26 protein-coding genes are annotated in these 25,826 nt (G+C 62.8%); 15 read left to right on the forward strand and 11 right to left on the reverse strand.

All coding sequences use genetic code 11. The features are described 5' to 3' along the window. From AC3I65_RS10690 to AC3I65_RS10705, 4 genes are all read left to right on the forward strand, one after another. Positions 1–648: a hypothetical protein gene (locus AC3I65_RS10690; protein ID WP_047228949.1), complete on the forward strand. Its 648-nt coding sequence runs from the start codon at positions 1–3 to the stop codon at positions 646–648. Positions 649–669: 21 nt separating this feature from the next. Continuing rightward, positions 670–1,149: a YbjN domain-containing protein gene (locus AC3I65_RS10695; protein WP_076385216.1), complete on the forward strand. Its 480-nt coding sequence runs from the start codon at positions 670–672 to the stop codon at positions 1,147–1,149. Further along, entirely contained in the window at positions 1,146–2,090 is a 945-nt protein-coding gene (locus AC3I65_RS10700; protein WP_488523708.1) for a peptidylprolyl isomerase, read from the forward strand. The genes AC3I65_RS10695 and AC3I65_RS10700 overlap by 4 nt, the downstream gene beginning before the upstream one ends. 113 nt (positions 2,091–2,203) lie before the next feature. Beyond that, on the forward strand, positions 2,204–3,202 hold the full coding sequence (locus AC3I65_RS10705; protein WP_047228952.1) for a LysR family transcriptional regulator: 999 nt from the start codon (positions 2,204–2,206) through the stop codon (positions 3,200–3,202). On the opposite strand, the gene AC3I65_RS10710 is transcribed toward AC3I65_RS10705, so the two are convergent. After that, the gene (locus AC3I65_RS10710) at positions 3,197–5,770 is read right to left on the reverse strand and encodes a bifunctional diguanylate cyclase/phosphodiesterase (RefSeq protein WP_488523709.1); all 2,574 of its coding nucleotides are present in this window, start codon (positions 5,768–5,770) and stop codon (positions 3,197–3,199) included. The genes AC3I65_RS10705 and AC3I65_RS10710 overlap by 6 nt on opposite strands. A gap of 403 nt (positions 5,771–6,173) precedes the next feature. On the opposite strand from AC3I65_RS10710, the gene AC3I65_RS10715 reads away from it, so the two are divergent. From AC3I65_RS10715 to AC3I65_RS10725, 3 genes are all read left to right on the forward strand, one after another. After that, positions 6,174–6,560, forward strand: coding sequence for an EF-hand domain-containing protein (locus AC3I65_RS10715; RefSeq protein ID WP_047228954.1), 387 nt, complete (start codon positions 6,174–6,176; stop codon positions 6,558–6,560). Between the two features lie 162 nt (positions 6,561–6,722). Next, complete coding sequence (locus AC3I65_RS10720) at positions 6,723–7,610, forward strand: HvfB family MNIO-type RiPP peptide maturase (RefSeq protein ID WP_488523710.1); 888 nt, start codon at positions 6,723–6,725, stop codon at positions 7,608–7,610. Further along, the gene (locus tag AC3I65_RS10725) at positions 7,603–8,364 is read left to right on the forward strand and encodes an HvfC family RiPP maturation protein (protein WP_107321683.1); all 762 of its coding nucleotides are present in this window, start codon (positions 7,603–7,605) and stop codon (positions 8,362–8,364) included. The genes AC3I65_RS10720 and AC3I65_RS10725 overlap by 8 nt, the downstream gene beginning before the upstream one ends. A gap of 123 nt (positions 8,365–8,487) precedes the next feature. Here AC3I65_RS10725 and AC3I65_RS10730 read toward each other — a convergent pair whose 3' ends face one another. The 4 genes from AC3I65_RS10730 to AC3I65_RS10745 all read right to left on the reverse strand — a co-directional run bounded on the left by AC3I65_RS10730 (position 8,488) and on the right by AC3I65_RS10745 (position 11,999). Next, a complete protein-coding gene (locus tag AC3I65_RS10730) occupies positions 8,488–8,982 on the reverse strand; it encodes an HvfX family Cu-binding RiPP maturation protein (RefSeq protein WP_047228956.1) in 495 nt (164 codons plus the stop codon). A gap of 18 nt (positions 8,983–9,000) precedes the next feature. Further along, positions 9,001–9,666, reverse strand: coding sequence for a ferric reductase-like transmembrane domain-containing protein (locus tag AC3I65_RS10735; protein WP_047228957.1), 666 nt, complete (start codon positions 9,664–9,666; stop codon positions 9,001–9,003). 285 nt (positions 9,667–9,951) lie between these two features. Further along, a complete protein-coding gene (locus AC3I65_RS10740) occupies positions 9,952–11,262 on the reverse strand; it encodes an ATP-binding protein (RefSeq protein WP_076385208.1) in 1,311 nt (436 codons plus the stop codon). Then, a complete protein-coding gene (locus AC3I65_RS10745) occupies positions 11,259–11,999 on the reverse strand; it encodes a response regulator (RefSeq protein ID WP_003202589.1) in 741 nt (246 codons plus the stop codon). Before AC3I65_RS10745 ends, AC3I65_RS10740 begins: the two co-directional genes overlap by 4 nt. Positions 12,000–12,231: 232 nt before the next feature. Between AC3I65_RS10745 and AC3I65_RS10750 the strand changes: the two genes are divergently transcribed. From AC3I65_RS10750 to AC3I65_RS10760, 3 genes are all read left to right on the forward strand, one after another. After that, on the forward strand, positions 12,232–12,495 hold the full coding sequence (locus tag AC3I65_RS10750) for a DUF2790 domain-containing protein (protein WP_047228959.1): 264 nt from the start codon (positions 12,232–12,234) through the stop codon (positions 12,493–12,495). Positions 12,496–12,673: 178 nt separating this feature from the next. Further along, positions 12,674–13,885, forward strand: coding sequence for a cytochrome c biogenesis protein DipZ (locus AC3I65_RS10755; RefSeq protein WP_047228960.1), 1,212 nt, complete (start codon positions 12,674–12,676; stop codon positions 13,883–13,885). A gap of 227 nt (positions 13,886–14,112) precedes the next feature. Next, complete coding sequence (locus tag AC3I65_RS10760) at positions 14,113–14,439, forward strand: hypothetical protein (RefSeq protein ID WP_274091100.1); 327 nt, start codon at positions 14,113–14,115, stop codon at positions 14,437–14,439. Between the two features lie 8 nt (positions 14,440–14,447). Here AC3I65_RS10760 and AC3I65_RS10765 read toward each other — a convergent pair whose 3' ends face one another. Further along, positions 14,448–16,328, reverse strand: coding sequence for a sigma-54-dependent Fis family transcriptional regulator (locus AC3I65_RS10765; RefSeq protein ID WP_439125715.1), 1,881 nt, complete (start codon positions 16,326–16,328; stop codon positions 14,448–14,450). Positions 16,329–16,689: 361 nt separating this feature from the next. Here AC3I65_RS10765 and AC3I65_RS10770 point away from each other — a divergent pair, with 361 nt between their 5' ends. The 5 genes from AC3I65_RS10770 to AC3I65_RS10790 all read left to right on the forward strand — a co-directional run bounded on the left by AC3I65_RS10770 (position 16,690) and on the right by AC3I65_RS10790 (position 22,056). Next, positions 16,690–17,763, forward strand: a complete 1,074-nt coding sequence (locus tag AC3I65_RS10770; protein WP_487777793.1) for an ATP-NAD kinase family protein — start codon at positions 16,690–16,692, stop codon at positions 17,761–17,763. Between the two features lie 2 nt (positions 17,764–17,765). Continuing rightward, positions 17,766–18,743: a thiamine pyrophosphate-dependent dehydrogenase E1 component subunit alpha gene (locus tag AC3I65_RS10775; protein WP_047228963.1), complete on the forward strand. Its 978-nt coding sequence runs from the start codon at positions 17,766–17,768 to the stop codon at positions 18,741–18,743. Positions 18,744–18,778: 35 nt separating this feature from the next. Next, entirely contained in the window at positions 18,779–19,795 is a 1,017-nt protein-coding gene (locus AC3I65_RS10780) for an alpha-ketoacid dehydrogenase subunit beta (RefSeq protein ID WP_047228964.1), read from the forward strand. Further along, positions 19,795–20,907: an acetoin dehydrogenase dihydrolipoyllysine-residue acetyltransferase subunit gene (locus tag AC3I65_RS10785; RefSeq protein WP_445577792.1), complete on the forward strand. Its 1,113-nt coding sequence runs from the start codon at positions 19,795–19,797 to the stop codon at positions 20,905–20,907. Before AC3I65_RS10780 ends, AC3I65_RS10785 begins: the two co-directional genes overlap by 1 nt. A gap of 84 nt (positions 20,908–20,991) precedes the next feature. Continuing rightward, on the forward strand, positions 20,992–22,056 hold the full coding sequence (locus AC3I65_RS10790) for a 2,3-butanediol dehydrogenase (RefSeq protein ID WP_230682633.1): 1,065 nt from the start codon (positions 20,992–20,994) through the stop codon (positions 22,054–22,056). Between the two features lie 55 nt (positions 22,057–22,111). Here AC3I65_RS10790 and AC3I65_RS10795 read toward each other — a convergent pair whose 3' ends face one another. From AC3I65_RS10795 to AC3I65_RS10815, 5 genes are all read right to left on the reverse strand, one after another. Next, entirely contained in the window at positions 22,112–22,618 is a 507-nt protein-coding gene (locus AC3I65_RS10795) for a DUF6644 family protein (RefSeq protein WP_047228967.1), read from the reverse strand. Further along, positions 22,618–22,968: a DUF6152 family protein gene (locus tag AC3I65_RS10800; protein ID WP_047228968.1), complete on the reverse strand. Its 351-nt coding sequence runs from the start codon at positions 22,966–22,968 to the stop codon at positions 22,618–22,620. The genes AC3I65_RS10795 and AC3I65_RS10800 overlap by 1 nt, the downstream gene beginning before the upstream one ends. Before the next feature lie 26 nt (positions 22,969–22,994). Then, positions 22,995–23,549, reverse strand: a complete 555-nt coding sequence (locus AC3I65_RS10805; protein ID WP_047228969.1) for a DinB family protein — start codon at positions 23,547–23,549, stop codon at positions 22,995–22,997. A gap of 176 nt (positions 23,550–23,725) precedes the next feature. Beyond that, positions 23,726–24,643 carry a dihydrodipicolinate synthase family protein gene (locus AC3I65_RS10810; protein ID WP_047228970.1) on the reverse strand — a complete coding sequence of 306 codons (918 nt, stop codon included), beginning with the start codon at positions 24,641–24,643 and terminating at the stop codon, positions 23,726–23,728. 87 nt (positions 24,644–24,730) lie between these two features. After that, positions 24,731–25,759, reverse strand: coding sequence for a trans-3-hydroxy-L-proline dehydratase (locus AC3I65_RS10815; protein ID WP_488523711.1), 1,029 nt, complete (start codon positions 25,757–25,759; stop codon positions 24,731–24,733). Between the last annotated feature and the right edge of the window lie 67 nt (positions 25,760–25,826).

Below are 25,826 nucleotides of genomic sequence, written 5' to 3' on the forward strand. Positions count from 1 at the left end.
ATGAAAAGGCGAGCCATGAACCATTGTCCGGTAGCGTTGCTGGTGCTGGGCCTGCTGTTAAGCGGCACGGCCCACGGCGAAGGAATGGAAGAACGCCTGCGGGCGCAATTGCGCAGCACCACCGCGCAGTTGCAAACCTTGCAGAGTGAACAGGCCCAGGCCAGCGCCGCCCGGCAGGCGGCGCAAGACCAGGCCCGGCAAGCCCAGGAGCAGATCAAGCAATTGACCGCGCAGTTGAGCAAGGCCCAGGCCCTGAACGAGCAATTGGCCGGGCACGAGCAGAGCCTGCGCAGCCAGGCCCAGGCCCAGGTGGCGGCCAGCAATGACCAGATCGGCAAGTTCAAGAAAGCCTATGACGAGTTGCTGGTCCTGGCCCGTGGCAAGGAAGCCGAACGTGCTCGTCTGGAAGCTCAACTGAGTGAGCGTGACACACAAGTGCAGCAATGTTCGGTCAAGAATCAGCAGATGTACGAAGTCGCCAAGACGCTGCTCCACGCCTACGAAACCATTGACGTCACCGACGTCATGAAAATCCGCCAGCCCTTCGCCGCCAAGACCCGGGTGCGTTTCGAAGAGCTGGCCCAGGGCTTTGGCGATGACCTCTACAAGAACCGTTTCGATGCGCCCCAGGCCTCGATCACCCATTGATAGCGCAAGGAAGAGTCGACCATGACTTCATTGATTGAACACGTCAGCCCAACGTCCCTGACCGAGCTGTTGCAAGCCGCCGGGTACCGGGTCAACGAAACGGAACAGAACGGCATCGTGCAACTGCTTAGCGCCAGCCAGGGCATTGGTTATGCGGTGCGCTTCGGCAACCTGTCGGCCGCGCCTGATCAGTATCTGGACTTCACCTTCAGCTGCGCCTTGCGGGTACAGGGTGAGTTGCCGGCCGGTCTGGCCGAGCTATGGAACGCTTCGCGGCGTTTTGCAAGGTTGTCGGTGCAGGGCGAGTTCCTGGTGATGGAAATGGATGTCGTGGTCGCCGCAGGTGTCAGCGCAGATCACTTGCGCAGCAACCTGGAGTTGTGGGATCGCCTGTTGCAGGAGTTCATCGTTTATCTGCGCGAGTACAGCCAGAACGCGGCACGGATGCAGCCCCAGGTTGAACCCGCCGAGCCGCCGTTGGAGGAGGCCACCGCATCGTGAAAAAACCGACTTTTGTTATCAGCGCCGCCGCGTTGGGCCTGGTCGCCGTGGCTGTTGTGCTTGGCCTGAGGCCGGGCAGCGATCCGGTAGCGGCGGTGCAGACCGTCAGCGTTGCCTCGGCCGATTCGCCGAGTCTGGCCCGCTTGGGCAACCAGCAAGTCAGCCCGCAAGAGCTCAAAGTGTTGCTGTCAGCGCTGGCGCCGGAAGTTCGTCAGCAGATGCTCGGTAACCGAGCGGTCCTGGAGGGTTGGATCCGTACGCGGCTGGCGGAAAAAGCCGTGCTGGAACAGGCCGATGCCCAGGGCTGGCGTCAGCGCCCGGAGGTGGAAAGCCAGACCCGGGCGGCGGCTGAGCAGATCGTGTTTCGTGATTACTTGCAGTCGGTTAGTCAGGTGCCGGCCGAGTATCCCAGTGAGGAGGAATTGCAGCAGGCTTACGAGGCAGGGAAAGCCAACTGGGCAGTGCCGGCGCTGTACCGGGTCAGTCAGATATTCCTGGCCGCCACCGAGCCGCAAACAATGGAGGCGACGCGCCGCAGAGCCGTCGAGTTGAGCCAGAAAGCCCAGGCGTCGCCCGCAGAGTTCGCCGCCCTGGCGACCCGGTTTTCCCAGGATCGCACCAGTGCCGAGCGCGGTGGCGACAGTGGCCTGCAACCGTTGCAGCAATTGGTGCCGCCAGTGCGTGAGGCTGTGGCGCGTTTGAAGCTCGGCGCCGTATCGGACCCGGTGCAGAGCGCGGCGGGCTTCCATGTGATCAAACTCACTGAACAACAGCCGCCCCGGGAAGCAACCCTGGAGGAAGTACGCGAGCGCCTGACCCAGGCCTTGCGTGCCCAGCGCCAGGAACAGATTGCCAAGGCTTACCTGGACGGCATGCTTGACACCGCGACCCTGAGCATTGATGGCGCGCAGTTGAGCAAGGTGCTGGAGGAGGCGCGCTAGCCAAGCCCGCACCAAGCTTTTGTGGCGAGGGAGCAAGCTCCCTCGCCACGGGAATTATGCTTGGCTGGAGTGTGCATCAACGCTTATCCCGTACAACCGACAGGGAGTCACCTATGTCATTCATCGAGCCCGCAGGACGCCAGGCTGTCACCGAGTATCGCTCACCGTCGCGCATCGCTGAGCCCTGGCTGGTCCAGGCATCCGGCATTTCGCCTCAGGTGGCGCAGTGTTTTCTGGTCAGTGCCCGTTGCGGCTGTTTCATGCAGGCGGCTCGCAGCCTGAACGTCAAAGCGACCTGGCTGCGCAAGCAGTTGGCGCAGCTGGAGGCGACGCTGCAACGCTCGTTGTTCAGTTTCCAGGGCAGCGCCTTGACCCTCAGTCGCGAGGGCCGGCAGCTGCAGGCGCGATTGATTGCACAGGTCCACGAAAGCTCAGTGCCGCACAATGATCAACCACGGGTCCGCCTGGCCGTGGCCGAGTCGATTCTGCACGACATCCTGGGCCGTGACCTGATCTCTTTGCTGCGGCGCAACGCCAGTGTGCGGTTGCAGATCATCACCCTGGACAGTGAGCTGGCGCTGCAAGCCATCAGTGCCGACCTGGTGCTGTGGTTGAGTGATTCGCACGCCTTGGGACCGGGGCCGAGTTTTCCCACGCAATCACCCGAACGACTGGCACGGCTGGACTATGTGCCACACATCGCCAAGCGCTACTCACGCCCGGCTACCCGCCCCGAGTGCCTGGACGACCTGAGCGACTACATGCTTGTGCAATGGCAGCCAGACGGTCAGGTGGACAGCTTCGCGCCGTGGAACGCTCTGATGGAGCAACGCCGCGCGGGCGTGGTGCAGGTGCAATCCTACGCGTTGATGCTGGAAATGATTCGTTGCAGCGCCTGCATCGGTCTGTTGCCTCAGTACATGAGTGGCTTGGACCGTGGCCTGATCGCGTTGCCGAGGGTATTCGAGCACCCGATGCAGCGTCAGTTATGGATGGCCGTGGGCAGTCACGCCCTGGACATGCCGCAAGTGCAGATGCTTGTCGAATTGATTCGGCACACGCTGGATGAGCGCAAAGAGTGGTTTCAAGTCATCCAGAACGATGCCCTATAACCACCGGGGTGTTGTAAAGAACGAGGCCATTTCCGAGCGGGCCAGGGCCGAGCCGAAGTAGGGGCCTTGTACGTGGTCGCAGGCCACGCTGCGCAATTGGCTGAATTGCCGGGCGTTTTCGATGCCTTCGGCGGTGACCATGAGACCCACGCTGCGGCTGAGTCGGATCATCGCCAGCACGCCTTCGCGATCGTGTTCCAGGCCCAGCTGCGACAGGATGTTGCGATCAAAGCGTATGCCATCGAACGGTTGGTTCAGTACCTCGCGAAGGGAGGCGATGCTGGTGCCGAACTTGTCGATATTGATGCGCACGCCCAGGTCCTTGAGCGCATGAAGGGTACTGGCGACCGCTTTGTGGTCGATCAGCAGAACCCCTTCGGCCACTTCCAGGGTCAGGCGCTGGGGGACCAGGCCACTTGTCTCAAGGGCCGTTCGCACCTGATTGAGCAAGAAGCTGCTGCTGAACCACTTGGGCGAAACCGCGACGGAAACGTTGACAGCGGTGGGCCAGGTCACTGCTTCTTCGCAGACGTTGATCAACATCCAGGTCCCCAGCTCTTCCAGTTGGCCAGACGCTTCGGCGATCGGGATGAAGTCCGCTCCACCCAGTTCACCTTTCTCGGGATGGTGCCAGAAAGTCTGGGCCTCGAAGCCGTGCAGTTGTTCGGCGCACACATCGAAGCGAGGCAAGTAACGCAGCTCCAGTTGTTCGCGTTGCATGGCGTCGCGCAGTTGCTGCTCATAGCGCCGACGGTCGCGAGCCATGTTGCCCATGGCCTCCTCATAGACCCGCCAGGTGTTGCGGCCCGCCGCCTTGGCCGCATACAAAGCGATGTCCGCGTGACGCAACAATTCAGTGGCGCGCTCGTCACCGGGTTGCGACCAGGCCACACCGATGCTCACGCCCAGGTACAAGGTGTTGCCGTCCAGGTGCATAGGGCGCTGCATGCAATCGATCAGGCGCTCACAGAGTTGTTCCAGGTCCCGGGGACTGCCGGGATCGGGCATGACGATGACAAACTCATCACCGCCCAGACGGGCCACCAGGTCGGAACTGCGCACGTTCTGCTGAAGGATATGGGCCACTTCCCGCAACACTTTGTCGCCTACGGCATGCCCCAGGGAATCGTTGACCGGCTTGAACCGGTCCATGTCCAGGTTCAGCACCGCCAGCGGTGCCCCGTCGGCCGGGTCCAGGTGTTCGCTGAGGCAATCGAACAACCGGTTTCGATTGGCCAGCCCGGTCAGCGGGTCGTGCAGCGAGAGGTGCTTGATCTGGGCCAGCGCCCGCAGCTCCTCGGTAATGTCGGTGGCGGTGCCCCGAAAGCCCAAGGTGCCGGCTTCGATGGCGCGGACCGAAAGTTTGCACGTGCGGATACGCTGATTGCGCGCGGTGTACTCGCATAACAACGGGGCCGACGAATCGCTGTTGGCCCCGCCGAGCAGCCATTGGGCAATCGAAATCGAGCCACCGTGGGGATGGAGCAACCGATGCAGGGGCTTGCCCAGCCATTGTGTGGGGTTGAAGCCGGTCACTTGTTCAAAACGTTCCGACAGGTAGGTCAGCGTCCCGGTCGAATCCACTTCCCATAACCAGTCGGAGGACACTTCGGCAATATCCCGAAAACGTTCTTCGCTACGTTCCAGTGCCTTGCGGTGGGCCAACAGGCTGGCGTATTGACGTTCCTGGGCGCGAAGCATGACCAGGGCATGGCGCAGCACTGCCAGCGCGAGGATGGCCAACACCAGCAGCGCCAGGACCAGCAAGGGCAGCAGGGCCTTGCGCAGGTCGTTGCCGGGGGTCTCCGGACGCCACGCCAAAGCCTCGCCGGTCTGGCCGTCAAGGGATATCCGGGCCGTGTCCATCTGCTCCGGCGCATGGGTGATGTGGGCATCTGGCAGGGCAAAGTCTCGCGCCAGGTTTTGCAAAGAGGCAGCATCAAGGACTTTCACGAACAGCAGCAAACTGGGCGGCCCCGGGATTTCGGGCACGCTGTCGTCGGTGCCGACGGTGATGGCCGAGGCGGCGACGAACGCAGGTGCGCCGTCGTGATGCAGCAGCTCGACGATGACTTCATCGCGGTTCTGCGGGTCGCTGGCTTTCTTCGCCAGCCCTTGTAGGTCACCGGCCAGCCACGTGTCGGCGTCGACCTCACTCATATCGCCATTGATCACCGAATAGACGGTTTTGCCGGTCGGGGAAATGACAAACACCGCCTGGTAGCCGTAGAGCCCGAAAACGCTGCTGCCGACGTTTTCCTGGTCATAGGCCCAGTCTTTGTCCATTTCGACATGCAGATGCCGGTAGGCGTCGCTCCACTTGGAATAGTCACTCAGGTCCCGCCCGATGCCGGCGCGGATACCGTCGATGGCGCGCTGGGCGAAAAACAGGCTCTGTTCACGGGCGCGCCTATCCTGGGCCCCGGTAATGCTGAGCAACAGTGCGATAGCCAGTGCTGACATGACGAACAGCAAAAGCATGATGGCCGGGAAGGTGCGACGGGTGAAGCTCTGGCTGGGCAGGCCTGGGGGCGAAACGGTGGAGTCGTTGCCAGCATCTTCATTCATAAACAAGCCATCAGCTAAACGCGAAATATCCCGCACGTCCCTGTATCGGCTGTCGGCTCAATTAACTTAACCGTTCCGACAGTTGACACGGCGCAGAGGCGCTTGGCTATTGGCCTTCAGGCAAAACGGTCGTCGCAGAGGCCTGGCTCATTCCTTGTCCTGGCGATTCCCCGGCAGCTGTTTGGCGGTCTGCACAACGATGCCGCGCTCGTTCGGATCGACCGGCCACGCGCGCATGGGCGTGTATCCCAGTGTGTAGCAGGGCGGCCTGGATACATTTGCTTGTTTTCACCTCGGCTGGCGACACAGCCCGGATACACATCGACGGTTAACTACGCCTGCCAGCCGACACCGATCCCCGGTGCCGGTGACTGGCGTATCTGAACTTTCGAGGAACACCCCCATGCTCAACTTCTCCAGCAGTTCGTCTCTTGCACTCGGTCTGGCCCTGGTCGGCGGCCTTGGCCTTTCCACCGCAGCCTCGGCCCTGACCATGAACGATCTGGCCCAGGGCTACACCCTGGCGGCGGCCGATACGGTGAAGAAACCCGCTGAGGGCAAGTGCGGCGAAGATAAATTCGCCAAGACCGATACCAACCACGACGGCAAGGTTTCACGCGAGGAGTTCATTGCGGCGGCGCCGGAGCGCGCGGCTGAATACGACAAGATCGACGCCAACCATGATGGCGGCATCTCGTTGCCTGAGGCCGAGAAATACCTGGCGGGCCAGGCCAAGAGCGCCGAAGGCAAATGCGGCGAGGGCAAGTGCGGGGCGGCTATCGAGTCCTGACTTTCACCGGTGGGAAGTCTGACGGGGCAGGCGCCAGTGATGCCCTGTCGAGCGAACAACTGTGGCCAGGGAGCCGCTCCCTGGCCACAGGGTTTGGTTTTTACAGACTGATTGGCAATCGCCCTTCATGGCTTCCCATCTCTTACCCCAAGGAGATGTGCCATGCCTCAACATTCAGGCCTGAAAGGCCCCGCCGTACAGGTCACCCCCTCAATTACCAAACCCTCAGTAGGCCTGGGTCTGCGCCGCGCCTTGCTCGATGAACTGCGCGAGGCCCCCGCTGGGGATTTCGACTTTCTCGAAGTGGCCCCGGAGAACTGGATCGGCATTGGCGGCGCTCACGGCGCCGCTTTGCATGGGCTGGCCGAACGCTATCCGTTGTCGTGTCATGGCCTGTCGCTGTCTTTGGGCGGACCGGCGCCGCTGGACCTGGCGTTTCTGGCGCAGGTGCGCGACTTCCTGGAGCGCTTCAATGTACCGATGTACAGCGAGCATCTGAGTTACTGCGGCGATGAAGGGCACTTGTATGACTTGCTGCCGTTGCCCTTTACCGAGGAGGCGGTGCATCACGTAGCGGCACGGATTCGGCAGGCCCAGGACGTACTGGGGCGGCGCCTGGCCGTGGAGAACGTTTCCTATTACGCCGCCCCGCAGCAAGACATGACGGAGCTGGAATTCACCCGCGCGGTATTGCACGAAGCCGATTGCGACCTGCTGCTGGACGTCAACAATGTTTATGTCAACTCGGTCAATCACGGCTTCGATCCCCAGGCATTCCTGGCCGGTCTTGAGCCTGAGCGGGTAGTGGGCATGCACGTGGCCGGGCACTACGACGAGTCCGACACCTTGAAAATCGACAGCCATGGCGCGCCGGTCAAACCGCTGGTCTGGGCTTTGCTGGCTCAGGCCTACGCGCGTTTCGGCGTCCAGCCGACCTTGCTCGAGCGGGACTTCAATTTCCCGCCCTACGCCGTGCTGGCCGCCGAACTGCAGACTATTCGCCGATTGCAGGATCAGGCCGAGCCGGGGCAGGCGGTGGCCCATGGCTGAAATCATGCAGACACTGCAGCAACAGCAACAGGCGTTGACCCGCTACCTGCGCGATCCTGATCACTGCCCGATTCCGCCGGGCATGGACGTGGCTCGGGCGCAGGTGTATCGGGACCTGATTTTCGAAAACATGCGTGCGTTGCTCAGCGGCACATTCCCGGTACTGGTGAGCGTGCTGGGGCAGGAGGCGTGGCGGGCCTGCGTACGCCGTTTCTTGCGTGAGCATCGTTGCGTAGCCCCCCGGTTCGCAGACATTGCCGGGGAGTTCGTGGGCTATCTCGCGGCCCGGCAGTCGCCTGACGAGCCGGCGTTCGTGGCCGAGCTGGCTCACTACGAGTGGGTCGAAATGGCACTGCTGCAAGCGCAAGCCGAGTCGCTGCCGGCCAGTGACGAGGCAGCATTGCTCGATCAGCCTTTGCGTGTTTCACCTTTGGCCTGGCCGCTGGCGTACCTCTGGCCGGTGCATCGCTTGGCGCCGGGCTACCAGCCCACGACGCCACCGCCGCAACCGACGCTGCTGCTGGTGCGGCGAACGCCTGGGTTTGCGGTGCGCTTTTCCGAGCTCAGTCCGTTGGCCTGGCGGCTGTTGCAGCGTATCGAGCAGTTTCCCGGGTTGGCTGGGCGCGACCAGTTGTTTGCGCTGGCGCGGGAGGCGGGGGTGGATTCAAACGAATTCATGGACAACGCGGTGATGTTGTTGCGCCAGATGCACAGGGAAGGGGTGGTCGGCGTGCAAGCGCAATCCGGCGGTTAAGCGCAGAACCTCCTTGTGGGAGCGAGCCTGCTCGCGATAGCGGTATTCCAGCCAACTTCGATGTGACTGGTCCACCGCCATCGCGAGCAAGCTCGCTCCCACAGGGATATGTATCAGGCAATGTTATCGGCGGTATCCCCGAGTGAGCAGCGCATCGACACTCAACTTCCCGGCCCCCTGCAACAGCAGCGGCAACAACGCCACCAGATAGATCAACGGCAGTTTGAAGTTGCCGTGGCCTTTGTTGGTGATGGCGTACCCCTGGGCCAGTTCACTCAAGGTTGACCAATCCGCCGGCCAGTGCACGGCGGCGGTGGCGACGACCGTGACGACCATCAACACCAGCGCCGAAAGGCGAGTGCCCAGGCCCATCAGCAGGGCGAGGGCGCAGAGCAGTTCGGCCCACATCGACAGTTCCCAGTTCCAACTGGCCGGCAAGTGGTTGAAGGGGAAGGGGAACGCGGCCTGGATTTGGGCAAACCAGTTGTCGCCCTGCCATTTCTCCCAACCGGATTCGAAAAACTCCCAGGCCAGGAACAGGCGCAGGCCCAATGGCCCGAGCCACGTTCCGGTCTGATCGAGTGTTGTGCGCAGGCCTTTCAAAACATCTGCAGACATGATCGATCTCCCAGGGGCTCAATTCGAGTGGTCAGTGGCAACCAGAGGGGCGGCTGCGCGGCCCGACGGGGATGAACTCCTTCGGCGCGCGTTGGCCTGGGCGAGCTTGCCCACCAGACGAATCGCGATGGCGGCGCAGGTCAGGCCGAAGGGCAGCACGTACCAGGCACTCATGGGAATGCGCTTGAAGTTGGAGTAGGCAAAGATCGCCACCAGCACCCACATGCCGCTGACGTGCAGGCGTTTCCAGGTTTTGCCGCCAATCAGGCGCGCGGTGCTTTTGAAGGAGGTCAGGGCCAGCAGCAGGATGAACACGTATCCGACGGAGCCGGGGATATTGCCAACGGTGGTGCGACCCGGCCAGAACTCGGGGTTGAGCTGCCCATAGCTGTAGATCAGCACGGCGTGCACCAGATGGGAAAATGCGAAGGCCAAACCGATGAAACGTCGCTCGCGGACCAGGGACCGGCTCAGGGGCGACGGCACCAGCACGGCGAACGCCGAGGCGGTAAAGGCCAGCAGAAACAAGGCGAAGGATGAGCGGGCTGTGGCGCGAATGGCGCTGCGCACGCCCTCGGTCAGGTCCGGGTTGAGCGCCAGGGTCAGTGCGGTCATCAACAGCACCAGGGCGGCAAGCAGGCTGAACAGCGACCAGCCCTGGAAACGAAACGTGGAAGCAGGCATGAGAAGGCTCCTTGGGTGTGGGGCCCGATCTTGAATAGCGACCGGGAACACGAGGGAGTTTTTCAAACGGGTGTAAGTGGGGTGTGTCTGGAATTCGGGCGTTTGCAAGCCTGTGTAACCGTGCCTGTGGCGGACACATTGGCATACAAAGCCCGAGTACATTAAAGCCTGGGGCTGAACCTTTGTGGGAGCGAGCCTGCTCGCGATAGCAGTGGTGCAGCTTGCACAGATGTCGGCTATACCGACGCCATCGCGAGCAGGCTCGCTCCCACAGGTGGATCGGGGTTAAATTTCCCGGCTGAGCCGCAACTCTGCACACAACCCGCCGCCGTCACGATTGCTCAAGGTCAGCGAACCGCCCATGGCGATCGCCAGTTGCTGGGCGATGGCCAGCCCTAACCCGGTGCCACCGGTTTCCCGGTTGCGCGAGCTTTCCACCCGGTAGAACGGTTTGAGCACCTCGGCCAGCTCCTGCTCATTGATGCCGGGGCCACGGTCCAGCACTTGAATCGCCAGTTGTCCGCTGTCAGTGCGCTGCACCTGGATCTGCGCCGCGCCGCCGAACTTCAAGGCGTTGTCCACCAGGTTGACCAGCACCCGGCGCAGGGCATGGGGCCGGGTGTCGATGACCGCGGCGTTTTTCCCGGATAGCTGCACGTCCTGGCCGATGTCCTGATAGTCGAACACCAGGCTGTCGAGAAACGCATCCAGGTTGATGCGACAGCTGGCTTCGGTGGCGCCATGGATGCTGCGGGCATAGGCCACACCTTCGCGCACCAAGTGCTCCATTTCGCTCAGGTCGCTACACAGCTTGTCCTTTTCGATGCCGTCGTCCATGAACTCGGCGCGCAGCTTCATGCGCGTGATGGGGGTTTGCAAGTCATGGGAAATCGCCGCCAGCAACTGCATGCGCTCTTTGAGGTAGGCGGCGATACGGTCCTGCATGGCATTGAACGCCTTGGCGGCATGCACCACTTCGGTCGGGCCTTTTTCGTCGAGGCGGACGCTGTGGGCATTCGGGTCCAGGGTTTCCACCGCCTGGGCCAGTCGGGTCAGCGGGCCGACGGCGATGCGCACGGCCAGCCAGGTGCAGCCGATCAACAGCGCCAGTTGCCCCAGCAACACCACCGGGAGCCAGGGGGAGAGGGGCATCATCGCCGGGCGCACGTCGATGGTCAGCGGGCTGCCGTCGGCCAGGCGCAGGTGCGCCTGGTAATGCTGCTTCGGTCCGGGAATGTCGGTGAACGTCAGAGCGTAGGCTTGGCCGATGGCCTCCTGGATTGAAGTCACCGACACCGGGGCGTTGTCAGGAAGCATTCGCTGGCCTGGCTGACCTTCATCGAGCAGGTAGCCATAGTTGCGTCGGGCGAGTTTCGGCAGCCAGGCCTGGCGCTCGGCAGCCGGCAGGCGGTCGAGAATGGCGACCGAGGTCGAGACGTCGGTTTCCAGGTTGCCGAGCATGGTGGTCTTGGCACTCTGGTAGCGTTCGTAATACTGGGCGCCGAACGACAGGCCCTGGGCCAGGATCAGGCCGATCAGGAAGATCAGCGACAGGCGCGAGGCGAGGGTGCGCGGCCAGCGCAGCGGCAGGGTCATACCGACGCCTCAAGGATCTCCACCGGCAACGAGAACACATAGCCTTCGCTGCGCACGGTCTTGATGTAGGCCGGCTCCCGGGCATCATCCAGCAACCGTTGACGCAGGCGGCTGACCAGCAGATCGATGGAGCGATCGAACAGATCGGCGTCCCGGCCCTGAGTCAGGTTCAGCAACTGATCGCGATTGAGCACCCGCTGCGGGTGGTCGAGGAACACCCGCAACAGGCGATATTCGGCGCCGCTCAAGGCGACCATGGTGCCGTCAGTGTCCAGCAGGTGCCGTGCAGTGGTGTCCAGGCGCCAGCGGCCGAACGCCAGCAGGCGACCGCTTTCGGTGACCACCAGGTTGGGCGGCAGCATGCGGGTACGCCGTAGCACCGCGTTGATCCGCGCCAGTAACTCCCGGGCGGCGAAGGGTTTGACCAGGTAATCGTCGGCGCCCATTTCCAGGCCGATGATGCGGTCGGTTTCATCGTTGCGGGCGGTGAGCATCAGTACCGGTGTGGCCTTGTGTTTACCGGCGCGCAGTTCCCGGCACAGCACCAGGCCATCATCGCCCGGCATCATGATGTCCAGCACGATCAGGTCCACCGGGGTCGTTTCCAGAAAGGCACGCATCTGCCGGCCATCGGCAACTACGGTGGTACGCAGGCCGTTCTTTTTCAGGTAGTTGCCCACCAGCTCTCTGATTTCGCGATCGTCATCCACGATCAACACATGATCGACGTGATCCATGGTGTTCTGCCCCTTGGCGTTTCGTTGTGATCAGTCTACAGGCGCCGGCCAGCCCGGCTCGCGGCGGTTTGTATTGCAGTGTATCTGGCGCGCGGCGGATACACAGGGATTCAAAAAGCCGCGTTGCCCGATACAGACGCGATACCTCACGGGCATTCAATGGCATCCATCGAGGCGGCACAACACGCCCCGGCCGAAAAACCCACCCATTGAATGCATCGAGGATACCGCCATGAACACCAAAGCCGTCTACGCCGCCTGCCTTTTCGCCGCGCTGAACATCTGCACCTTGTCGGCTCGGGCCGAGAGTCACGTCCAGGCTCAGACCTACGCCTATGGCACCCACCTGGATATCCAGAAGGTCCTGTCCCTCAGCGAAGATCCGACCCCGGCCTGCGGCGTGGTGAATGCCCGCATGACCTACCTCGACTCAGCGGGCCACAAGCAGGCGCTGGACTATCGCAAGCTGGCTGACAACTGCAGCAACCAGAACTGACTCGCCGTGGCAGCCAACCTGTGGCAGTAAATCTGTGGGAGCAAAGCTTGCTCGCGATGCAGGCGCCTCGATTCCTGGCAATACCGCGTCGTCGTTTATCGCGAGCAAGCTTTGCTCCCACAGAGGCGCCGCCCGATTTGGTGTGTTCAGTCTATCTACCTACCGTTGAGGTGTTGCCATGCTTTTGATCGCTTTTCTGGGCGGGATCCTGACGATCCTCAGTCCCTGCATTCTTCCGGTGGTGCCGTTTCTGTTTGCCCGGGCCAATCGCTCACGGGGCTCGGTACTGCTGACGCTGGCCGGCATGGTGCTGACGTTTGCCCTGGTTTCGAGTCTGGCGGTGGTCAGCAGCGAGTGGGTGGTGCGAGCCAGCAGCGTTGGCCGGCAAATCGCTCTGTGGGTGATGGTGCTGTTCGCCTTGTCGCTGATGTTCAGCCGGGTCGGTATATGGCTGGCGCGGCCGCTGGTGAGCCTGGGCAACCGTATCGATAACGGCGCCGGACGAATGGCCGGGCCTGTGGGCTCGGTGCTGATCGGGGTCGCCACCGGGCTGCTCTGGGCGCCGTGTGCCGGGCCGATACTCGGGGTGATTCTGACTGGGGCCATGCTGCAAGGCGCGAGTGCTGAAACCAGTCTGCTGCTGCTCGCTTACGGGCTGGGCAGTGCCTTGTCGCTGGGTGTGCTGATCCTGGCCGGGCGCGGATTGGCCGACCGCCTCAAGCTGTCATTGCCGATCACCACTTGGCTGCGCCGGGGTACCGGTGTCGTGGTATTGCTGGCAGCCGTGGCGATTGGCACGGGTGCCGATGATCGCCTGTTGGCCAGTACCTCCTCCCAAGGGGCTGCGACCCTGGAGCAGGGGGTACTGAAGAATGTGCCCAAGGCCATCGATTACCTGGTCGAAAAGGCGAGCGCGGCCCCCCTGGAATCGCTTCAGCCTCAGGGCGAGATGCCGTCCCTGGAGGGCGCCGTGCAATGGTTGAACTCGCCACCCTTGAGCAGCGAGTCACTGCGGGGCAAAGTGGTGCTGGTGGATTTCTGGACTTATGACTGCATCAACTGCCAGCGCACGCTGCCCTATGTGAACGATTGGGCGCGCAAGTACGAGAAGGAGGGGTTGGTGGTGATCGGCGTGCACACACCTGAGTACGGCTACGAGAAAATCATCGACAACGTGCGCGAGCAGGTTCGCAAGCTGGGGATCAACTACCCGGTGGCCATCGATAACCAATATGCAATCTGGCGCGCCTTCAACAATCAGTACTGGCCAGCCCACTACTTCATCGATGCCAAGGGGCAGGTGCGCTACAGCCACTTTGGCGAAGGGCGGTATGCCGAGCAGGAACGGGTGATTGAGCAATTGTTGGAGGAAGCCAAGGCCAGCCAGTAACCCGTGGCAAGGGAGCTTGCTTAAGGCGAAGGGATCTGTGGGAGCAAGGCTTGCCCGCGATAGCCGCACCGCGGTCGAACAATTGAACCGCGTTATCGTTCATCGCGGGCAAGCCTTGCTCCCACAGATAAATCCCTCCCTACTAGGAATTGCGTAGCCGTGCTGGCCCCTTGCTCTTTCCAAGGTTGTCAAACTTCTTTTATTTCAGAAAGTTGGGCGACAAACCTATGCGGATTTCTATGTGGGTCGTGGTGACGTGTCTCCTGGTCGTTTCGCTTGAGGCTCAGGCAAAGGCCCTGACGAAAAACCAGCAGTCGGTGTGCCGCTGGGGTTCGGACATTGCCGCCGGCGCCCAGGCGTCGAAGCTTTCCGGGATCACCTTGTACGGCGCGCGCAAAAGGTTGCAGGTGCGCAAGTTTCCCCGGCCGTGGATGCGCATGACCGCCCTGGGCATCACCGAACAGACCTATAACAGCGCTTCACGTCTCAAGCCCGCGGCCATCAAACAGACCTACTACGAACAGTGCGTGCGGCATGCGCTGGCGCGAAGATAAGCGTTGGTTCACGCCGGGCTTCTGCCGGGCATTTCGATGCCATGCAGGTGAACCCTTCGGTACAGGGTCGCTCGGGAAATGCCCAGCGCCCGTGCAGCGGCGGTGGGCTTCCAGCGATGCCGCACCAGCGCATCGAGCAGCATCTGACGCTCCGGGCTGGCGCTGGGTTGTGGTGCGTCCATAGGCGCTTGTGTGCAGTGCAATGACTCGGGCAGGTGACTGAGCTGGATCACACTCGCCTCGCTCACCGCGCAGGCGTAGCGCAGCACATGGCGCAACTGGCGGATATTGCCCGGCCAGTGATAACCGAGCAGGCATTCCAGGGCTGCGCCGCTCAATTGCGCCATCCCCCCGCACTGCGCCGATTCCTCCTCAAGGATGCGGTTGATCAACGCCAGCCGATCACTGCGCTCACGCAGCGGCGGCAGTTGGAAGCGGGCGCCGCCCAGGCGAAAGTACAGATCCTCGCGAAACCCGCCAGCGGCGACCAATGTCTCCAGGTCCCGGTGGGTGGCGCAGATCACCTGAATGTCCACGGCCCTGCGCCGTGACGCCCCCAGTGGCGCCACTTCACCTTCGGCCAATACTCTTAGCAGGCGCGTTTGCAAAGCCAGCGGCATGTCACCGATTTCATCCAGAAACAGTGTGCCGCCATCGGCTTGTTGCAGCAGGCCCTGCATACCTTTGGCCGAGGCCCCGGTGAAGGCCCCGGCAACGTAGCCGAACAACTCGCTTTCGATCAGGCTTTCGGGAATCGCCGCGCAGTTCAATGCCACGAACGGCCGGTCACGGCGCTGGCTGGCCTGATGCAGTTGGCGGGCAAATACCTCCTTGCCAGAGCCGGTTTCGCCTTGGATCAGCACCGGCAAGTTGCGATCCTTGACCCGTACCGCCAGACGCAGGCTGTCGGCCAATCGAGGATCCAGCTCCACCGGGGCCATGGCAACCCGGGGGCGCGGATTGGCCCGCTGTCGCGGCGCACTCAGGCGACCATGCAAAGGCGACTCGATGCCGGGGCTGGACAGCGGATACAGACGCTCGTCGCGGGCTCGGTGCAGCAGTTGCTGGTCGAACACCTGGCTGATGTGTTGCGGCAGTTGGCCGTAGTGTTGCAGCAGGTACTGGCGAGCTGCGGGGTTCAGGGCTTGCAGGCAACCGTCGTCGTCCCAGGCGAACAGCAAGTCCGGCTGGCTGTCGACGTAGCCGGCGTTGCGATGGGCCCGCAGTACCCAGTAGCCCTGGGCGCTGCTCATGAAAAACGCCTGTTCGATTTCCCGAGCGCTCTGGACCACCATCTGCCGGATCAGGTGCTGTGAGCGTCGATCATCCGGTGAACGCACCGCCGAGACATCCAGAACCCCGAGCAACTGCCCTTGCGGGTCGAAAACCGGCGCGGCGGAGCAGGTCAGGCCGATGAACGCCGCCCGGAAATGATCGCGCTTGTGCACCGTCACCGGGGCTTTGGCCGTGAGCACCGCCGCCACGCCGCAGGTGCCTTCTTCCCCCTCCGACCAGCAGGTGCCCAAGTACAGCCCGGCCTTGCGGCAGTCATTGCGAATGGTGGTTTCCACCCGGTAATCGATGGTCTGGCCCTGGGCATCGGTGAGCAGCACGCAGTAGTCGGCATCCCGCACCCGACCATGCAGCCGGGCGACTTCTTCGCTGGCGATATTAAGGAACAGTTCCGAGCGCTCGCGGCATTGCTTGAGCACGTCCTGGGACAGGATGCGCGGGCCCTGCAGCGAACCGGGGTCCAGATGATGTTGCTCCATGGAGCGACGCCAGGAGTCGAGGATCAGGTCCGGGACGGGCAGCTGTGGCAGTTGCGCCGCGTTTTTCAGTACGCGGCTGACGCAATCCACATGCGCCCGGGAGTGAGCGGAAAGCATACGGGCCTCCGTTTCAGCTTCTTATCGTTGTGCGCTCATTAAGCGCCGTTCGTTGTGCGCAGACAAGCTCGGCGAGCCGCACCGGCAAGTGTGAGACGCCACGTCTCACGGTCTCGCCAGAACCTCGTGCAGGCTGACATGTCGCGTCTCACAGCGCGTGGGTGGATTCCCTCGGAGGAGGCGCTGCGAGGGCTCTGTTCCAGGCCTTTCGCCGGTTCTATCGGTATCTGGCACCGCCCTTGCTCTAGCGTCTGCAGCCGACCCGTTCGGACTGCCAATAATAAAAAACGAGGTGTCCCATGTCTCTGCACCGAGGGTTTTGCTGCCCAGGTCGTCCATCTACTCAACTGCCGGTGGCGCCATGAGTCGCCGTCCACTGACCGTGGGCATCATTGCCAACCCGGCGTCGGGGCGCGATGTGCGACGCCTGACCGCCAACGCCGGGTTGTTTTCCAGCACCGACAAGGTTTCGGTGATCCAGCGGCTGCTGGCCGCCTTTGGTGCCACCGGTATCGAGCAGGTCCTGATGCCGACCGACATGACCGGCATTGCCGCCGCCGTGCTGAAGAACAGCCACAGCCGCCAGGCGCGCAGCAGCCATTGGCCGGCCCTGGAATTTCTCGACCTGACGCTGCGCCAGACCGTCGAAGATACGCGTCAGGCCGCCCGCCTGATGGCAGAACGCGAGGTGAGCCTGATCGCCGTGCTGGGCGGCGACGGCACCCACAAGGCCGTGGCCGCCGAAGTCGCTGATATCCCGCTGCTGACCCTCTCCACGGGCACCAATAACGCCTTCCCCGAACTGCGCGAAGCCACCAGTGCCGGATTGGCTGGTGGGTTGTACGCCAGCGGCCGGATACCTGCGCAGATCGGCCTGCGTCGCAACAAACGCCTGTTGGTCTGCGATGCCGGACGCGGTTTGCGCGAAGTCGCCCTGGTGGACGTCGCCGTGTCGCCGCTGCGCTTTGTCGGCGCCCGGGCCATCAGTCGGGCGCAGGACCTGGCCGAGGTGTTCGTGACCTTCGCCGAGCCGCAATCCATCGGCCTGTCGGCGCTGTGCGGCTTGTGGTTCCCGGTGTCACGCCAGGCAGCGGGTGGTGCCTGGATGCGCCTGGACCCGCAATCGCCCGAAGCGTTGCTGGTGCCGCTGGCCCCTGGTCTGTTGCAAGGCTGTGGCGTGCTCGCCGCCGGGCCCCTGGAGCCTGGCATCGCCCATGGCCTGTCGCTCTCCAGAGGCACCCTGGCCCTGGACGGCGAACGGGAAATCGAATTCAACGCGCAGGACCGGCCCACGGTCACCCTCGATGCCGGCGGCCCGCTGAGCATCGATGTCAACGCGGTGCTGGCCTACGCCGCGCAACAGCGTTTGCTGGCCATCGGCCGCGAACACCCGCAACACCCTCTGAATCTTCAAGAAGACACCCCAGGAGAATAAAAATGTCGACACCGCTCACCCACGATCAACTGCTGCACGCCTATCAGGTGATGCGCACCATCCGCGCTTTCGAAGAGCGCCTGCACGTGGAGTTCGCCACTGGCGAGATTCCCGGTTTCGTCCACCTGTATGCCGGCGAAGAGGCGTCGGCCGCCGGCGTCATGGCCCATTTGGGCGATGACGATTGCATCGCCTCCAACCACCGAGGCCACGGTCATTGCATCGCCAAGGGCGTGGACGTGTACGGGATGATGGCCGAGATCTACGGCAAGAAGACCGGCGTCTGCCAAGGCAAGGGCGGCTCCATGCACATTGCCGATTTCGAGAAAGGCATGCTCGGCGCCAATGGCATTGTCGGGGCGGGCGCGCCCCTGGTGGTGGGCGCCGCGCTGGCCGCCCGGCTCAAGGGCACCGACAGCGTCGCCGTGGTGTTTTTCGGTGATGGTGGCTCCAACGAAGGCGCGGTATTCGAAGCCATGAACATGGCCTCGGTGTGGAACCTGCCGTGCCTGTTCATCGCTGAAAACAATGGCTACGCCGAAGCCACCGCGTCCAATTGGTCGGTGGCCTGCGATCACATTGCCGACCGCGCCGCCGGTTTCGGCATGCCCGGGGTGACGGTGGATGGCTTTGACTTCTTTGCCGTGCATGAAGCCGCCGGGGCCGCCGTCGAACGCGCCCGTGCCGGGGAGGGGCCTTCGCTGATCGAGGTCAAGCTGACCCGTTACTACGGCCACTTCGAGGGCGATGCCCAGACTTATCGGGCACCCGACGAGGTCAAGCATTTTCGCGAGAACCAGGATTGCCTGATGCAGTTTCGCGAGCGCACCACGCGGGCCGGATTGCTCACCGTCGAGCAGTTGGACCAGATCGACAAGGAGATCGAGTTGCTGATCGAAAACGCCGTGTACAAAGCCAAGTCCGATCCCAAGCCCACCGCGGCGGACCTGCTGACCGACGTCTACGTCTCCTATCCCTGAACGCTCTTCATAAAACAAGAACAGAGAATCCCATCATGGCGAGAAAAATCAGCTATCAGCAGGCAATCAATGAAGCCCTGGCCCAGGAAATGCGCCGCGATTCCAGCGTCTTCATCATGGGCGAGGACGTCGCCGGTGGTGCCGGCGCGCCCGGTGAAAACGACGCCTGGGGCGGTGTGCTCGGTGTCACCAAGGGGCTTTACGACCAGTTTCCCGGGCGTGTGCTGGATACGCCGCTGTCGGAAATCGGTTACGTCGGCGCGGCGGTCGGGGCGGCGACCTGTGGCGTGCGCCCGGTGTGCGAACTGATGTTCGTCGACTTCGCCGGGTGCTGCCTGGACCAGATCCTCAACCAGGCGGCGAAGTTTCGCTACATGTTCGGCGGCAAGGCCTCCACGCCGCTGGTGATCCGCACCATGGTCGGCGCCGGCTTGCGTGCCGCCGCCCAGCATTCCCAAATGCTCACCTCCTTGTGGACGCACATTCCGGGGCTGAAAGTGGTGTGTCCGTCATCGCCTTACGACGCCAAGGGCCTGCTGATCCAGGCGATCCGCGACAACGACCCGGTGATCTTCTGCGAGCACAAATTGCTCTACAGCATGCAGGGCGAGGTGCCGGAAGAGCTCTACACCATTCCCTTCGGCGAGGCCAATTTTCTGCGCGACGGCAAAGACGTGACCCTGGTGTCGTACGGGCGCATGGTCAATACCGCGATGGACGCGGCCCGCAGCCTGGCCGGGCGCGGCATCGATTGCGAGGTCATCGACCTGCGCACCACCAGCCCGATGGACGAGGACAGCATCCTGGAAAGCGTCGAGAAAACCGGGCGCCTGGTGGTCATCGATGAGGCCAACCCACGCTGCTCAATGGCCACCGACATTTCCGCGCTGGTGGCGCAAAAAGCCTTTGGCGCGCTCAAGGCGCCGATTGAAATGGTCACCGCGCCCCATACCCCGGTGCCGTTCTCCGATGCCCTGGAAGACCTGTACATCCCTGACGCGGCGAAGATCGAACAAGCCGTGCTCAACGTGATCGAGTGGAGCAAGCGCTGATGAGCCAGATTCATACCCTGACCATGCCCAAGTGGGGCCTGTCGATGACCGAAGGCCGGGTCGATGCCTGGCTCAAGGAGGAGGGCCAGGCCATCACCAAGGGTGATGAAGTGATGGACGTGGAAACCGACAAGATTTCCAGCAGCGTCGAAGCGCCGTTCTCCGGGATCTTGCGGCGGCAGGTTGCCCGACAGGACGAAACCCTGGCGGTCGGCGCCTTGCTCGGGATTGTCGTCGACGGTGAAGCGAGCGATGCCGAGATCGATGCGGTCATCGAGCAGTTCCAGTCGTCCTTTGTGCCCGGCGACGCTGCCGACGAAGACAGCGGCCCGAAACCGCAGAAAGTCGAACTGGATGGCCGGGTGATCCGCTTTTTCGAGCGTGGCGAAGGCGGCACGCCGCTGCTGCTGGTGCATGGTTTCGGCGGCGACCTGAACAATTGGCTGTTCAACCACGAAGCACTGGCGGCCGGGCGTCGGGTCATCGCCCTGGACCTGCCGGGCCATGGCGAATCCGCCAAGACACTGCAACGCGGTGACCTGGACGAACTGAGCGGCGTGGTGCTGGCCTTGCTCGATCACCTGGACATCAACGCTGTGCATCTGGTGGGGCATTCCATGGGTGGGGCGGTGTCGCTGAACGCCGCGCGCCTGATGCCCCAGCGAGTGCGGTCGCTGACCTTGATCGGCAGTGCCGGGCTGGGCGCGCAGATCAATGGCAGCTACCTCAAAGGTTTTGTCGAAGCGGCCAACCGCAACGCCCTCAAGCCGCAACTGGTGCAACTGTTCTCCAATGCCGAGCTGGTCACCCGGCAGATGCTCGATGACATGCTCAAGTACAAGCGCCTGGAGGGTGTGGACGCTGCGCTGTTGCAACTGTCAGCGACGCTGTTCGCCGACGGCCGTCAGCAGGTGGATTTACGCGAAGTGGTGCAGGCCGGCCACGTCCCGACGCTGGTGATCTGGGGCAGCGACGACGCGATCATCCCGGCAGCCCACAGCGACGGGCTGAGTGCCCAGGTCGAGGTGCTGCCCGGCCAGGGGCACATGGTGCAAATGGAAGCGGCCGAGCAGGTCAACCGGTTGATCCTCGGGTTCATTGAGCAGCACTGATCAAGCGGGCGGCGCGGTGATTCGTCGCCCCTACAAAATTCTGGAGGCAACGCTATGAACGTTTCAATCAAGCCTACCCGCAGCATGCGCGCCGCTGTCTGGCATGGCCGCAACGACATCCGCGTCGAAGACGTGCCGCTGCCCGTAGCGCCGCCCGCCGGCTGGGTGCAGATCCGCGTGCAGTGGTGCGGCATCTGTGGTTCTGACCTGCATGAATATGTGGCCGGGCCGGTGTTCATTCCGGTGGACGCGCCGCATCCGCTGACCGGCATCAAGGGCCAGTGCATCCTCGGCCATGAGTTCTGCGGTGAAATCGTCGAATTGGGGGCTGGTGTCGAGGGCTTCAGCGTCGGCGAGCCGGTGGCGGCCGATGCCTGTCAGCACTGTGGCACCTGCTATTACTGCACCCACGGGCTCTACAACATCTGCGAAAACCTGGCGTTCACCGGGCTGATGAACAACGGTGCGTTCGCGGAGCTGGTCAATGTGCCGGCCAATCTGCTTTACAAACTGCCTGCCGATTTTCCCGCCGAAGCCGGCGCGCTGATCGAGCCGTTGGCGGTGGGCATGCATGCGGTGAAAAAGGCCGGCAGCCTGTTGGGCCAGAACGTAGTGGTGGTCGGCGCCGGTACGATCGGCCTGTGCACCATCATGTGCGCCAAGGCCGCCGGCGCGGCGCAGGTGATCGCCCTGGAAATGTCCGGTGCGCGCAAGGCCAAGGCCCTGGAAGTCGGGGCCAGTCATGTGATCGATCCGAACGAGTGCGACGCCCTGGCCGAAGTCCGTCGTTTGACCGCTGGTCTGGGGGCCGACGTCAGTTTCGAGTGCATCGGCAACAAGCACACCGCCAAACTCGCCATCGACCTGATCCGCAAGGCGGGCAAATGTGTGCTGGTGGGGATTTTCGAGGAACCGAGCGAGTTCAACTTCTTTGAACTGGTCTCCACCGAGAAGCAGGTACTTGGCGCGCTGGCCTACAACGGTGAATTCGCCGACGTGATTGCCTTCATCGCCGATGGGCGCCTGGACATCTCGCCGCTGGTGACCGGGCGCATCCAGCTGGAGCAGATCGTTGGCCAGGGGTTCGAGGAACTGGTCAACAACAAGGAGCACAACGTGAAAATCATCGTGTCACCCGCACGGATCTGAGCGCGCCTGAGGTGGGCGATTGGCGATGGCCGGCAAGGCCATCGCACTTTTTATCTCAGGTATAGGCCAGCAAGCGCCCACACAACACCACCGTGAACCATATCGCCACGGACAGCACCGCCTGCGCTTTTGCAAGTCCTGGTGCCGCGCTGGCGGTGTTCCATTGGCTGACCGTGCGATAAATCCCGAGGTGAAACGCCAGGGCGTTGAGGCCCGCCGCCGCAATCAGGCACAGCTTGAGGATAAACACGCCATTGCCGGCGAAGTCATGGGGATGGGCGCTGAACATCATCAAACCGGCGGGTACGATCAACAGCAGGGCCGCAAGGGCCCAGGGCAGTAGATGGCGGGCCAGCGCCGTCACGGCAATGTCCTTGGACACCCCAAGCACCCGCAAATCGAACATCACCACCGCGCCCACCAACAGCGAAAACCCGATGATGTGCACCACCTCCACCAACGGGTAGAGCCACAGTTCGCCGCGCATGGCCAGCGCCAGGGACGAACCTTCCAGTTGGTCCAGCCAGCCCTGCGGGTCGTTGCCTGCCTCGATGGCCTGCATCAGCGCAACTCGACGGTCTTGTTGTCGACGGTGATGCGTTCTGCGCGCAACTCATCGGGTTTGTTGCGGTTTGCATAGCCGACCACGCCCACCTGGTTGCCAGGCTTGAGCATGTCCTTGCTCAGGCCTCGGTTCTCCATGCGTGACGGCGGGGCGAGCACCACGGTCCAGGTTTTGTCCGCCGTTTTCAGGCGCACGAAGCCATGGGGATGCGAATAGCCGGATTCTTCTATCGTTCCGTTGAGTTGCAGGGTGTTGTCAGTGTCGTACTCGCTCCAGCCGTGATGGGCCAGGGCTGTCGTTGCCACCAGCATCAACGATAAGCCGATGCAACCGAGTATGTGTTTCATGGCAGGTCTCCTGTTGGATCATCGGTTCAGCCCGGCAGGTAGTTGCGCCAGACGCGGTCTTCGCCGAGCTGCAGTGACTGCTCGTCTTCTTCGCGAAACCTGCGGTCGCAGTCGAGGAAGAACTCATCGAGTTGCGGCGGCTTGACGTGGGTGGCACTGAGCATGGTGTGGACCTGTCCGCGATGATGGATCTGATGTTCGAACAGGTGCAACAGCAGTCGGTCGATTCGTTCGCGCACCACCCCGTCGACACGCACCAGATCGACGGAGCGGGCGAGGTCGGTTTCCCGCAGGGCTTCGCAGAATGCCACCAGTCGCTGGTCGGTTTGAGTCTGGTTGTGCAGCAATTGGGCAAAGGCCAGGGTCTCGGAAAAATCCTTTATCTGGCCGTCACGGTCGCCTTCCAGGGCGGTGAGGTAATAGCGGTCCACTTCCAGGATGTGGCAAAGCGTGGCCTGGATGGACGGGAAGAACCCCGTGCGCGGTGCCTGGTATTGGGCCTCGCTCAACGGCGCGCAGGCAGTGAGTAGTCGGTGATTGGCCCACTGATTGTTCAGGGCCTGGGCCAGGAAATAGTTCATGGGGCACCTTGTGTGCGAGCTGGCTCACGATGAGGGCGGCACATCCAGCATAGTCGATTCAGACAGACCGCTATCGCGAGCAGGCTCGCTCCCACAGGGATTTGTGGTGAATGTGGAGCGAGCCTGCTCGCGATGGCGGCGGCGCTATCACCGCCGGTCAGCGCCATGTCCTGCGGTCAAAGCCCCACATCCGGCAACACCGGCCGATTGGCCAGGGCCTTGGCCATGATCTGCTCGACGTACACGCGATCTTCCTCCGGCAGCGCCAGGCGTGGTGGGCGGGTGAGGGCGCTGCCGCGACCGGCGATGGCTTCGCACAGTTTGATGCACTGCACCAGGTCGGCGCGGGCGTCCAGGTGCAGGATCGGCATCAGCCATTCATAGATCGGCATCGCTTCGGCAAAACGTCCGGCGCGGGCCAGGCGGAAAATGGTTTCGCCTTCTTGGGGGAACACGTTGGACATCCCCGAGACCCAGCCTTCGGCACCCACGGCCAGGCTTTCCAGCACCACGTCGTCCAGGCCTGCAAACAACACAAAGCGGTCGCCCACTTCATTGCGCACGTCGATGAAGCGCCGGGTGTCGCCGGACGAATCCTTGAAGCACACCACGTTGTCGCAATCGGCCAGGGAAATCAGGATGTCCGGGGTCACGTCATTCTTGTAGATCGGCGGGTTGTTGTAGACCATCAACGGCACGTCGGCATGCCGGGCCACGTAGCGGAAATGCTCGGCGGTCTCGAACGGCTTGGAGCCATAGACCAGCGCTGGCATCAGCATCACGCCGTCGACGCCGACCCGGCGCACTGCGTTGGCGACCTTGGCCGCCTGCACGCTGGTGAACTCGGCCACGCCGCAGATCACCGGCACCCGGCCCCGGGCAGCATCCACCGCCACTTCGGTCACGGCGATTTTCTCCTCGGCGCTCAGGGAGGTGTTTTCCCCCACCGAGCCGCAGACCACCAGGCCTGACACGCCATCGCGGATGACGTTGGAAATCACTTGATGGGTTTTTTCCAGGTTGATGGAAAAGTCATCGTTGAACTGCGTGGTGACGGCGGGGAATACGCCGCTCCAGTTGATGCGTTTGCTCATGGTTGTCTCCGGTTGTTAATGGTATGTGGCGAGGGAATTTGTGGGAGCAAAGCTTGCTCCCACAGGGGGCGATGCCAATTCAAGAAGTCATGCGCCAGGCCAGGTATCCGAAAGCCGATACCCCTGTGGCCAGGGATCTGCCGGGTCGAGCAGCAACTGATGCGTGCCGGTGATCCACGCGCGCCCGGCGATGCACGGATAAATCGCCGGACGCCCGGCCACTTCGGTCAATGAATCGATACGGCAGTGGAACTCGGAGCCGATGATCGAGCGGCCGATGAAACGCTCTCCCACTTGCATCAACCCCTTGGCGTGCAACACCGCCATGCGCGCCGAGCAACCGGTGCCGGTGGGGGAGCGATCGATCTTGCCGGGCTGGATCACCACGGCGTTGGCACCGCTGGCGATGCCGTTCTCCAGGACGATGGGCGCGGCGATCTGGCAAAACGAGATATGCGACCAGTCCGGGTTCAACGGATGCACAAAGCCCAGTTGCTCGTTGGCGGCCCGGGTGATTTTCAGCCCCACGGCCACCAATTCGGCCGCTTCATCAGGACGGATAGCAAAACCCAGGCGCTGGGCGTCGACGATGACGAAACTGTCGCCGCCGTAGGCAGTGTCCACCTGCAGCGACCCCAGCCCCTCGACTTCGATCCAGGCATCGAGGCGGTCGGCGAAGGAGGGCACGTTCTTGATTTCCACCCGCTGGACTTTACCGTCGCGGCAGTCGGCCACCGCTTCGATCAGCCCGCCGGGCGCTTCGAGGACCAAGCGCGCCTGGGGCTCGGTCATGGGCAGGATGCCGCTATCGAGCAACACAGTGGCGACGCACAACGAGTTGGAACCGGACATCGGCGGTGTGTCGGCCGGTTCCATGATGATCCAGGCCATCTGCGCCCGCGGGTCCTTGGCCGGCACCAGCAAGTTGACGTGACGGAACACGCCGCCACGGGGTTCGTTGAGGACGAAGTTGCGCAGGGTCTGGTCCTGGGCGATCCAGCGTGACTGTTCCCATACAGTGGCGCCTGGCGGTGGTGCGACGCCGCCGACGATCACATCGCCGACTTCGCCTTCGGCGTGGCAGCTGACGATATGGATGATTTTTGATGAGCGCATTGGCTGCTCCTTGGGTTGTCTGGTCGGGCCTCATCGCGAGCAGGCTCGCTCCCACACTGTTTTGCGT

This window comes from Pseudomonas sp. N-1-13, assembly GCF_057787095.1.